The sequence below is a fragment of the Pseudoalteromonas sp. 2CM28B genome, assembly GCF_023161935.1.
Genome location: NZ_JALNTH010000026.1, coordinates 77,532 through 89,368, shown reverse-complemented (window position 1 = coordinate 89,368; position 11,837 = coordinate 77,532). Strand labels below are relative to the sequence as shown.

8 protein-coding genes are annotated in these 11,837 nt (G+C 39.9%); 4 read left to right on the top strand and 4 right to left on the bottom strand.

The window, feature by feature from the left end; translation table 11 throughout:
• Positions 1–9: 9 nt before the first annotated feature.
• Together thrA and MTN96_RS25775 are read right to left on the bottom strand one after the other, a co-directional pair.
• On the bottom strand, positions 10–2,427 hold the full coding sequence (gene thrA, locus MTN96_RS25780) for a bifunctional aspartate kinase/homoserine dehydrogenase I (protein ID WP_004586857.1): 2,418 nt from the start codon (positions 2,425–2,427) through the stop codon (positions 10–12).
• Between the two features lie 229 nt (positions 2,428–2,656).
• Positions 2,657–3,025 (bottom strand): response regulator, encoded by a 369-nt coding sequence (locus MTN96_RS25775; RefSeq protein ID WP_024031682.1) that lies wholly within the window; start codon positions 3,023–3,025, stop codon positions 2,657–2,659.
• 371 nt (positions 3,026–3,396) lie between these two features.
• On the opposite strand from MTN96_RS25775, the gene MTN96_RS25770 reads away from it, so the two are divergent.
• Together MTN96_RS25770 and rdgC are read left to right on the top strand one after the other, a co-directional pair.
• On the top strand, positions 3,397–5,154 hold the full coding sequence (locus tag MTN96_RS25770; protein ID WP_029773775.1) for a HAMP domain-containing sensor histidine kinase: 1,758 nt from the start codon (positions 3,397–3,399) through the stop codon (positions 5,152–5,154).
• Between the two features lie 83 nt (positions 5,155–5,237).
• Positions 5,238–6,146 (top strand): recombination-associated protein RdgC, encoded by a 909-nt coding sequence (gene rdgC, locus MTN96_RS25765; protein ID WP_004586854.1) that lies wholly within the window; start codon positions 5,238–5,240, stop codon positions 6,144–6,146.
• 81 nt (positions 6,147–6,227) lie between these two features.
• On the opposite strand, the gene MTN96_RS25760 is transcribed toward rdgC, so the two are convergent.
• Complete coding sequence (locus MTN96_RS25760) at positions 6,228–7,067, bottom strand: HDOD domain-containing protein (RefSeq protein WP_004586853.1); 840 nt, start codon at positions 7,065–7,067, stop codon at positions 6,228–6,230.
• A gap of 275 nt (positions 7,068–7,342) precedes the next feature.
• On the opposite strand from MTN96_RS25760, the gene MTN96_RS25755 reads away from it, so the two are divergent.
• Positions 7,343–9,043, top strand: a complete 1,701-nt coding sequence (locus tag MTN96_RS25755) for a hypothetical protein (protein ID WP_029773776.1) — start codon at positions 7,343–7,345, stop codon at positions 9,041–9,043.
• A gap of 44 nt (positions 9,044–9,087) precedes the next feature.
• Here the strand turns inward: MTN96_RS25755 and MTN96_RS25750 are convergent, their stop codons facing one another.
• Positions 9,088–9,492 (bottom strand): HIT domain-containing protein, encoded by a 405-nt coding sequence (locus MTN96_RS25750; protein WP_004586851.1) that lies wholly within the window; start codon positions 9,490–9,492, stop codon positions 9,088–9,090.
• 112 nt (positions 9,493–9,604) lie between these two features.
• Between MTN96_RS25750 and MTN96_RS25745 the strand changes: the two genes are divergently transcribed.
• Positions 9,605–11,830, top strand: a complete 2,226-nt coding sequence (locus MTN96_RS25745; protein WP_248533127.1) for a S9 family peptidase — start codon at positions 9,605–9,607, stop codon at positions 11,828–11,830.
• Positions 11,831–11,837: the final 7 nt, after the last annotated feature.

Below are 11,837 nucleotides of genomic sequence, written 5' to 3'. Positions count from 1 at the left end.
AATGCTCTCCTAGCGCGATAATGTTTTTAATACGTCGGCAAATACGCCTGCAGCGGTTACTGCAGAGCCAGCGCCATAACCACGAATTACAAACGGGCGTGGTTGATAATATTGGCTTAAAATAGCTAATGCGTTTTCACCATCACGAATTACATTTAATGCATGCGATGAATCGACCGCTTCAATACCTACTTTACAGTGGCCTTCTTTAATTGTACCTACATAACGCAGTACCTTGCCCTCTGCTGCCGCACTTTGAATACGGTCGTTAAACTCAGCATCTAAACTTGGCAGTTTAGCCATAAATTCATCTACGCTGTCGCCTTGTGCAAAACCTTGTGGCAATACTGACTCTACTTCTATATCGCTAAGCTCTAATTTCATGCCGGCTTCGCGTGCAATAATAAGTAATTTACGTGCTACATCGGTACCCGATAAATCATCGCGTGGGTCTGGCTCTGTAAAACCGCTTTCTTTTGCTTTAATGGTTGCCTCAGAAAGTGATAAACCATCTTCTAGTGCACCAAACATGTACGACAATGAGCCTGATAAAATACCGCTAAACTCAAGTAACTCATCACCTGCACCAAATAACGACTGTAGGTTATCGATTACCGGTAAGCCTGCACCTACGTTTGTTTCGTATAAAAACTTGCGGTTATTTTTTTGTGTTGCTGCAATTAAGTCTTGGTAATAATCGTACGAGCTGGTTGTTGCTTTTTTATTAGCGGCAACCACATGGAAGCCCGCATTTAAAAAATCCACATACTGAGCAGCTAGCGCATCAGAAGACGTACAATCTACAAGCACGGGGTTTACTAAGTGATTTTGTTTTACAAACTGCTCAACTAAATTTAAATCAAACGCTTGCTCTGATACTGCAAGCTTTTGCTGCCAGTCATCAAATGCAATACCTTCGCTGTCTAAATGCAATTGACGAGAATTAGCAACGCCATATAGGTTTAACTTAATATTACGTTTTTCAAGCCACGCTTGCTGGCGCTCTAACTGAGAAATAAGCTCTTGGCCTACTAAGCCACAGCCAAGTAAAAATACGTCAATTGAAGGGACGTGGGTAAAAAAGTTTTCATGGCATATTTTCACTGCATCGTTACACAGCTCGCCATCAATAACCGCCGAAATAGCACTTTCTGTAGAATCCTGCGCAATGGCTACAATGTTTACTTGGGCCTGTGCAAGAGAAGCAAAAAACTGTGCTGCTAAACCTTTGTGTGCGCGCATGTTATCGCCCACTAAAGTAACAATGGCAAGATTACGTTGTACTTGTACCGGCTCAATTAAGCCTGCTTGTAATTCAAGTTCAAATGCACTTTGTAAGGCTTCTAGCGCGAGCGCTAAATCGCTTTCGTGCACACAAAAGCTAATGCTAAATTCACACGATGATTGAGTAATTAATACTATCGATACGTTATCGTGCGCAAGGGCATTAAATACCTTAGAGGCCATGCCCACTTTACCTTTCATGCCTGGGCCTGACACGGTAAGCATTGCTAAGTCTTGTAAGCTAGAAAGCGCTTTTACTGGCTCATCCGATGAATAGTCGTTACCAATTAATGACCCTTGAGCATCTGGGTTATGGGTATTTTTAATTTCGCACGGTACGCCCGCTTTCGCGCACGGTAAAATGGTTTTAGGATGAAGTACTTTAGCGCCAAAGTAAGAAAGCTCCATCGCTTCTTTATAAGATAAGAAATCAACTTTAGTCGCTTTTTTGATGTAGCGCGGATCAGCACTGTACACACCATCAACGTCAGTCCAAATTTGGCAAATTTCAGCATCTAAACATGCCGCTGCAATAGCTGCAGAGTAATCAGAGCCATTACGACCAAGTGTAGTAAGTTCGCCTTGCTCGTTGCTTGCTGTAAAGCCTGGCATAATGTAAATGGTGGCTGGGTTTTCTTTAAGTACTGCTTGAAAGCGTGCTTTACTCGTTACTAAGTCGGCCTCAGCATCAATGTAGCCACCAGTAGAGGCAACACAACGCGTTGCTTCAAGGTATTGTGCATTGTGCGAGCTTAATAAACTTTGCATTAGCGATACGCTAACACGCTCACCAAAACTAATTACAAAAGCACGAATTTGATCTGGGCAGCACTTAATAAGCGCCACACCATCTAGCTTATTTTTAAGCTCATTAAAATCTGGCCAGTTTGTTACTTCGCCACTGCTTTTTTCTACTTCTGCTTTTAATGTCTCGCATCGGCTTAGTAAAGCTTGCCATTGCTGAGAAAAATCTTGACCTTGCTCAGCGGCACTTGCCAGCGCAACTAATGAATCAGTCATACCACCGGGTGCAGAAAGTACCAGTAACATTTCATCTTTTAACTGTGCTTTTACCAGCAAAGCTACTTGTTGCAAACAGGCAAAGTCGGCAAGCGAAGAGCCTCCAAATTTTAAAACGCGCATTATTTATGTTCCTCATCCCATAAAACGAAAAAAGGCCTGTGTTCTTAGTGAACACAGGCCTTTAAATTTGTTGCACCGACCTATGCCACTATCCAGTAAGAATGGTGGTTGTAATAATAATGGTCAGTGCGCGATTAATTGTTTTCATAGAGCTAAGACTGCCTTAACAAAGGCTATGCTGTCAACCCCAAATTAAAAGATAAAACAGCCTTTTTAAACATGAAAAAACCTAATGAATGCCAAATTTATGCAAAACTTCACTTAAAGCCGATTTATTAATAGGTTTATTTATAAAGTCGATAGCACCAAGCTGCGCGACTTTTTGCTTCATTTGTTGTTGTATATCAGCGGAGATCACCAGTACAAAACACTCTATTTTTTCTGCTTTAATGCGCTCCAGCACTTGTACGCCGTCAACTTCTGGCATGGTTAAGTCTAAACACAAAAGATCAAATTGCTGCAAGCGTAAAAGCGCCAGCGCATCGGCCCCGTTTGCGGCTTGTTGAATGTCGGCACTCACGCACTCATTTAAACAACGCACAACTTGTTTGCGTGCAACAGTGGAGTCATCACACACTAATATAGAAAATTTCATCATGTTAACTACTAAAATAACCTTTTAAAATTATAAAAACGAGCCGTCCGTTGGTTTTTGCTATTCTAACACGTTCCTAAAACTCTAACACTTTGCTTGTTCGCATAATGTAGTACTGTAACCTTACAATAAAACGTTAAATATTATTAATAATTGCCTTAGCTGCCTATTAAAAATCATCGTTTTTGAAATCTCAGTAGCCATTAAAATTAATTTAAATCAGTTTAGTGCACTATTATTAAAACAAAACGACTCAATAGCTGGGCTATCTCTTTAAAATATAAATTTTTTATTTATTTTTAAGGTTTTATTGACTAACTTTTAAGTTAGAAATTGCAACTTAGATATAATTACACCGGATGAGTAAATCCCATATGTTACAAAAAAGCCTTTCTAAGAAATTGTTAACTAATGTTTTATCAGTGTATTTTTTGCTTACCTTTGTGGTGACATGTGGACAGGTGCTTGCAGAATTTGTAAATACTAAAGACTACATTCGTGATGAGCTAAGTACGCTGCAAAAAACCTTTAGCCGAAGCTTAACACGCGCAATTTGGGAACTAAACACAAAGCAAACAATTACAACCGCAGAAGGCTTACTTGCTATACCTATGGTGGAGGGCATTATAGTGCGCGACGACAGCGGTGAAATTATTTCGCAGCTGGGGCGCTCTTTGGATATACACAAACTTTATAACCAACAACTCGTACAAGAGGAAGTCATTATAGAGGACACCAAATCGGGTCTCTTTGGTTATACCTTCCCCCTAATTTTTGAATTTTCGGGACGCGCTACTCAAGTAGGTGATGTGACCTTGTTCTCTAGCCGCGATGTGGTATTTAGCCGAATAATGGTATCTATTTACTTTTTAATTGGTAACGCCATGATCAAAACCACCTTTTTGATCATTCTGTTTTTAATGGCATTTAGAAAGCTGCTCACCGACCCTTTAAACGAGTTAACCGATCAAATAGAAAACTTAGAGCTTGATGACTTAGAAGGTCAACACATAGACATTGAGACCGAAGAGCATAACGAGCTAAACGTTATGGAGCAGTCTTTTAATAACTTAATAGATAAAGTAGTTCAATACAGAAAAGAGCTTGAGCATACCCAACGTGAGTTGATTGTTAGTAACGAAAAGCTCGACCAGCACAATATACAGCTTGAACAAGATGTTGCCCGTAAAACGTCAAACTTAAGCCAAGCTATGATGGATTTACAACAGCAAAAGTACGAACTAGAAAAACAAAAGCTGGTACTAACCGAAGAAGTTGATTTACGCAGACACACCGAAGAAGAATTATTAACTAAACAAAAAGAGCTTGAACGCTACCTAGACGAGCTAAGCCTTGCTCAAGAGCGCTTAGTAGGCACCGAAAAAATGGCTGCACTAGGCGGATTAGTCGCGGGTATTACACACGACATAAACACACCTATTGGGATTGGTGTAACTGCTATATCGTTTTTACAAGAGCGTTTAAACACGTTAGAAAATGCCTACAAAGAAAAAAAGTTATCGCCCAAAGCATTAGAAGAATTTATAAACGAAGCCAAGCAAAGCACGAGCTTGCTTACAACCAACCTTGATAGAGCCTCTGAGCTTATTGCCAGCTTTAAACAAATAGCGGTAGACCAAGCCAGTGAAGCTGTAAGAACAATTAACTTTAAAGATTATTTAAACGAAGTAATTTTATCGCTCCACCCTAAACTTAAAAAAACCAAGCACACCATAAATTTACAGTGCCCGGATGATTTAGTTCTTAACCTGCCTGCAGGGGCAATTAGCCAAATTTTTACTAACTTAATTATGAACTCAATTATTCATGGTTTTGATAATATTGCGCAGGGCAATATTGATATAAATATTAGCGCCGATGACACACTCCTTATTATTGACTACACCGATAACGGCAATGGTGTAACAAAGGAGCAATTAGCCAAATTGTTTGACCCATTTTTTACGACAAAACGCGACCAAGGCGGCAGTGGGTTAGGCACACACATAACCTTTAACTTAGTTAAGCAAACACTTAGCGGCTCAATAGAAGCAAGCAGTGAGCCTGGCAAAGGGCTTCATTACCATATTGAATTTCCTAAAAACATGCCAAAGCCATTATTTAATCAATAACGGCTTTGCTTAAAATCAGCCATTTCGAGAACCCCATTTTATTGCTATGATTGAGCAAATTTAAAAGATGGAAAAGTTACCTTATGTGGTTTAGTAACCTGATTTGTTATCGCTTTAAGCAAGATGTTTCGTACACTCAAGAAGAGTTTGAAAAAGCGTTAGAACAAGATGTATTTCGCCCTTGTGGCTCTCAAGACCTTTCTACATTTGGTTGGACAAAAGCATTTGGTAAGCATGGTGACTCGCTGGCGCATTTTTCACAAAAAAGCATTTTAGTGTGTGCCAAACGTGAAGAAAAAGTGCTGCCTGCATCTGTTGTTAATGAAATGGTTGCCGAAAAAGTAGATCAAATAGAAGCGGAAGAAAACCGTCCTGTTAAAAAGAAAGAAAAAGACGAGTTAAAAGAAAACATTTTAACTACCTTATTACCTCAAGCGTTTAAAAAATCGAGCCTACAGTTTGCTTTTATTGACCAAGAAAACGGCTGGGTTGTAGTTAACAGCGGCAGTTTTAATAAAGCAGAAGAGCTACTTGCATTGCTGCGTAAGTCTCTGGGCACATTACCGGTAGTACCTGCTTTTGCAAACTACGACCTAGATGTATTTTTAACTGATTGGTTAACTAACTTCAGCACCCCTGAAAACTTTGCTATAGGTTTTGATGCTGAGCTAGAAGAAGCCGACGACAGTGGCGCACAGGTTAAACTAAAAGGTCATGATTTATCGTGTGATGAAGTTAAATCGCACCTAGAAAATGGTAAACGCGTGACCAAACTTGCACTTGACTGGCAAGAACGCCTTAAGTTTATGCTGCAAAACGATGGCTCTATCAAGCGTTTAAGCTACTCAGAAACTTTAAAAGAAGAAAACGCCGATATTCCTAAAGAAGATATGGCGGTTAAATTAGATGCTGACTTTATTTTAGCCTCAGAAGAAATCAAGCTACTGCTTGAAGAGCTGACGGCCGGTTTAGGTGATGCAGAAGATTTATAAACGCTAAAATTATAAGCGCTATTAAAACCAAAAAAAGCACGACTTAGTCGTGCTTTTTGCTTTTACCTTTATAACTGCTAATTAGCTAAATGTGTCTTTTACATTTTCGAGCATGTCGTTGTATTCGTCACTTGAAAATAGCTGCATAGAAGGAATAACGCCTTTATCTATGTAAGTTTGTAAAGCCGCTGATTTATCAGAAACCTGTAAAGTCCCCTCTAAAATAGCGCCAATACGAATAAAATCAACATAACCAATCTCTTCAGGGCGATACGTAGGGTCGGCCCAATGCCTAGCAACATTTACAAATTCAGGTGGAAACTCCCACGCTCCCATAATTGAGCCACCAATTTTACCACTGAGCTTTTGAATTGCATGTGCTAAAAAGCTTGGGTTAGCAAACACCTCTGGGTGGCGCTCAGCTTCGGTTAAAATAGGCAATACACCAATGTTATATACCAACGACGCCAACGTAATAGCGTCACTATTTAACGATGTACGTTTATTATTTTGTAAATAAAACGCCATAAGCGTTATTGAGTGCCCCGCCACATTTAGCGTTTTTTGCCACGCTTTACTCATGTAGCCTTTTATTAGCTCATTATTAGAAACAAACAGCTGCTCCATTGCCATTGCGGTTGCTATATTTTTAATTTGGCGTAAACCAATGCGCGTAACCGCTTGCTGTAAGTTAGACACTTTAACCGCTCGGCCCATAATTGCACTGTTAGCCACTTTGATCATGCGCGCTGAAAGAGCCGGGTCTTGCCCAATCACATCTGACATTTGCATTAGGTTTACATCAGGGTTATCGGCCGCTTGGCGCACTTTAATTGCAACTTCAGGTAACGTAGGTAAAACCAAAGTGTCGTTATTGATTCTATCAACCAAAATCGTTAATAGTGCATTTTCTGTAGACATAGAACTGTCATCCTTTTGTTTCTGGGCCGCAATGCAACTGCTAACCTCGGATAAAATGAGTAATACAATGAGTATTATCTAACTTACCGATAAAGTTAAGAAAATTATATAAATTAATTGTTATTATCGCCTGCAGACGCGGTACAACGCCAAACACTTGCTATTTACCATTTAGTTTTGCTTTAATGCAGTCACTATAAGGAAACGTTTGTACGCGCTAGCAATTAAATTTAAGCGTACAAATAATTAAACTTACTTTTTTAACAGGCAATCAAATGATCTTAAACAAAATTAGCCAAGCAATTTTACTCTCAGGCGTCGTTTTTCTTAGTGCATGCTCAGAGCAAGCCCCCTCTTCGACCGAAGCCACAGGTGTAGAACTTGCTCAAAAAAGTGCCGCGCAAGCTGGCCCAGATTTAATTAATATTGATAAACAACGTTTAGATATTTACACCGACTTTAGCCTAGAAGCCGACCTATCTCATTTAAGTGAGAATCAAAAAGCCATGGTTGCTAAGCTTATCGATGCCTCTAAAATTATGGACGAGCTATTTTGGAAGCAGGCTTTTGGCGATAATAAAGACGCTTTTTTAGCAAAACTAAGTGATGAAAAAGTACGTAAATTTGCTGATATTAACTACGGCCCTTGGGATCGTTTAAATGGTGACGAACCGTTTTTATCAGGTTACAAAGAAAAAGCCCTTGGCGCACAATTCTACCCAGCCGACATAACAAAAGAAGAGCTAAATAACGCCGACGTAGAAGATAAAAAAGGCCTTTATTCATTAATTAAACGTGATGAGCAAGGTAACCTTTACAGCGTGCCTTACTCAAAAGAATATGCTGAGGAGTTAGCTAAAGCAGCAGATTTATTACGTGAAGCCAGTAAGCTTGCCGATGACAAAGAATTTGCTAATTACTTAAACCTACGTGCTGATGCACTACAAAAAGATGATTTTCAGGGTTCTGACTTTGCCTGGATGGACATGAAAAATAACCCAGTTGATGTGGTTATTGGCCCAATTGAAACCTATGAAGATCAACTCTTTGGCTACCGCTCTGCTTATGAGTCGTATGTACTAATTAAAGATTTAAAATGGAGCGAGCGCCTAGCTAAATTTGCGGCCTTTTTACCAGAGCTTCAAAAAGGTCTACCGGTAGATGCTAAATATAAACAAGAAGTGCCAGGCTCAGACGCTGACTTAAATGCTTACGATGTGGTTTACTATGCAGGTCACTCAAATGCGGGCAGCAAAACGATTGCCATTAACTTACCAAACGATGAGCAAGTACAGCTTGAAAAAGGCACTCGTCGTCTGCAGCTTAAAAACGCAATGCGTGCAAAATTTGATAAAATTTTAGTGCCAATTGCTGAGCAGTTAATTGTACCTGAGCAACGTAAGCATATTACCTTTAACGCCTTTTTTGCCAATACCATGTTTCACGAAGTGGCTCATGGCCTAGGTATTAAAAACACCATTACAAATAAAGGCACTGTGCGCCAATCATTACAAGAGCACGCAAGTGCACTCGAAGAAGGTAAAGCCGATATTTTAGGTTTATACATGGTTGAGCAGTTACTTAAAAAAGGCGAAATTACCGAAGGCACATTAGAAGATTACTACACCACCTTTATGGCGGGTATTTTCCGCTCAGTACGTTTTGGTGCATCAAGCGCACATGGTAAAGCCAACATGATCCGCTTTAACTTTTTTGCTCAAGAAGGCGCTTTTTCTAAAAATGAAGAGGGTTTATACCGTGTAAATATGGAAAAAATGGGCGTGGCTATGGCTAAGCTGTCGCGCTTAATTTTAACATTACAAGGTGACGGCGATTACGAAAAAGTAGATCAACTAATTACCACTCATGGCGATATTAAAGAAGAGCTTGCTAAAGACTTAGAAAAACTAAGCCAAGCGAATATTCCGGTTGATGTAACCTTTAAACAAGGTAAAGACGTGTTAGGCCTTAACTAACCCAACACGTAATACTTTGTAATAGTTTAATAAGGCGCTGTAGTTTATAACTGCAGCGCTTTTTTTAGCGCTATTATTTGCTCATCTGTATATGGTTTTGCAGGAAACTTACCCCACACCGGTGCAGGCCACGCAGCATCAGTTGTAAAACGTGCAATATGATGAATATGTAATTGCGGCACCATATTACCCAAAGCGGCCACGTTTAATTTATCAGGGCTAAACACTTGCATAATAAGCTTGCTGAGTTTGGCCGACTCTTTTAAATATACAATTTGATCGGCATCAGATAAATCGATGATCTCTTTTAAATTAGGTTTTCTGGGCACCAATACAAACCAAGGGTATTGGCTATCGTTAAGTAATAACACCTTACATAAAGGCCAATCTGCCAGTTCTATACAATCGCGCTTAAGCTCTGGGGCGAGTTCAAAAGTGTGGTTCGTCATCGTCACATCCTAGTTAGTCTTTAATAATGGCCACTTTATAGCATTTATTTGCAGTTGCACACGCTTAGCTTTACCATTTAATACAATATTTATAATAAGCTAAGGCAACCTTGTGCTAAAAAAAATAAAACACTTAACCCTCGCACTACCGCTAGCTGTTGGCGCACTAAGCGTACAAGCAAAACCATTATCGCTAGAGCGTATTTTTGATGATCCGAGCTTGTCGGGTAAAGCTCCCGTACAACTTAAGTTTTCACCAGACGGTAGCCGCGTAACTTACCTGCAAGGTAAAACCGATGACTACAACCGTTATGATTTATGGGAATACAACTTAAAAGATAACACCAACAGAATACTGGTTGATTCTGCAAAGCTGTTTTCAGGCCCAGAAAACCTCTCTGATGAGGAAAAAGCACGCCGCGAACGTCAACGTATTTTTGGTAAAGGTATTTTAGAGTATAAATGGTCTAAAGACGGCAAAGCCCTGTTATTCCCACTCAATGGTGACCTGTATTATTACGAGCTTGCATCTGGTAAAAGTAAAAAACTTACCAATACAGAAGCGTTTGAAACCGATGCCCGTTTTTCTCCTAAAGGTAACTATGTATCGTTTATTCGCGAGCAAAACCTTTACGCTTTAGCACTTGATTCAGGTAAAGAAATACAACTGAGCAAAGATGGCGGTGGCGTTATTAAAAACGGCATGGCCGAATTTGTAGCGCAAGAAGAAATGAGCCGTATGACTGGCTACTGGTGGGCAGGCGATGAATCTAAAATTGCATTCACTCGCGTAGATGAAACCCCAGTAAAAGAAGCTATCCGTAACGAAATTTATGCAGACGAAGTAAAGCTATTTAATCAGCGTTACCCATTTACAGGCACCGACAACGTTGAAATACAACTTGGCGTTGTGTCTTTAAATAATCAAAACGTTGACTGGGTTGATTTAGGTGACGATAAAGACATTTACATTGCACGTGCTAAATGGCTAAAAGACAGCACTACCCTTTCGTATCAATGGCAAAATCGCTCACAACATAAGTTAGAACTACGTTTTTACAATAGCGATACTAAAACGCAAAAAGTAGCGTTAACAGAAAACAGCGATACGTGGATCAATTTAAACTTTGATCTGCATTTCTTAAAAGACAAAAAGCATTTTGTATGGGCTTCTGAGCGCGATGGTTTTAAACACCTTTATTTGTACCGCACTAATGGCCAGCTAATTCGACAAATCACTTCAGGAGACTGGGTTGTTGATAGCTTAAAAGGCGTGGATGAGAAAAAAGGCATAGTGTACTTTGCAGGACGTAAAGACACCCCGCTTGAAAGCCATTTATACAGCGCACCACTGTTTAAAAAAGGCAATATTAAGCGCATTACCGAACAAGGCCAATACCACAAAGTGGTAATGGCTAAAGACAGCAAAACGTTTATTGATAATAGCTCATCGGTAAACAAGCCTAACTCGGCGGCACTACGTAAAGTAAATGGCGAATTTATCACATGGCTTGAACAAAATAAGCTTGATGATAGCCACCCATTAACACCTTATTTAAGTGATTTAGCAACTCCAGAGTACGGCACAATTAAAGCTGAAGATGGCCAAGTAATGCATTACCGCTTGTTTAAACCAAGTAATATTGCAGACGGTAAAAAGCACCCAGTAATTGTTAATGTATATGGCGGCCCGCATGCACAACGCGTTACAAATAGCTGGCGCAGCAAAAACTTGTACTTTCAATACATGGCGCAACAAGGCTATGTTATTTTTCAGCTCGATAACCGAGGCTCATACAACCGTGGTAAAAAGTTTGAAGATGCTATTTACAAACACTTAGGTATTGTAGAAGTAGCTGATCAAATTAAAGGGGTTGAGTTTTTACGCACGCTTGATTACGTAGACCCACAACGCATTGGTATTTATGGCCACAGTTATGGCGGATACATGGCCCTAATGACCATGTTTAAAGCGGGCGATTACTTTCAAGCCGGTGTTTCAGGTGCACCAGTTACTGACTGGGCACTTTACGACACCCATTACACTGAGCGCTACCTTGGTCATCCAAAAACCAATGCCAAAGGCTACGAAGACAGCGCTGTATTCCCATACGCTGATGGCTTAAAAGGCCCATTAATGATTTACCATGGCATGGCCGATGACAACGTGTTGTTTACCCACGCCACTAAATTATTTAAACAACTACAAGATAACGAAAAACAGTTTGAAATGATGACCTACCCAGGCTCAAAACACAGCTTACGCGGTAAACAGGTGCAAACACATTTACACCAAACCATTACAAACTTCTTTAATCGACATTTTGATGTTAAATAATCATATG

Coding starts and splice junctions, on each gene's coding strand:
- MTN96_RS25750 (WP_004586851.1), bottom strand. CDS start 9,492: ATGACGAACCACACTTTTGAACTCGCCCCAGAGCTTAAGCGCGATTGT.
- MTN96_RS25760 (WP_004586853.1), bottom strand. CDS start 7,067: ATGTCTACAGAAAATGCACTATTAACGATTTTGGTTGATAGAATCAAT.
- rdgC (WP_004586854.1), top strand. CDS start 5,238: ATGTGGTTTAGTAACCTGATTTGTTATCGCTTTAAGCAAGATGTTTCG.
- MTN96_RS25770 (WP_029773775.1), top strand. CDS start 3,397: ATGTTACAAAAAAGCCTTTCTAAGAAATTGTTAACTAATGTTTTATCA.
- thrA (WP_004586857.1), bottom strand. CDS start 2,427: ATGCGCGTTTTAAAATTTGGAGGCTCTTCGCTTGCCGACTTTGCCTGT.
- MTN96_RS25755 (WP_029773776.1), top strand. CDS start 7,343: ATGATCTTAAACAAAATTAGCCAAGCAATTTTACTCTCAGGCGTCGTT.
- MTN96_RS25775 (WP_024031682.1), bottom strand. CDS start 3,025: ATGATGAAATTTTCTATATTAGTGTGTGATGACTCCACTGTTGCACGC.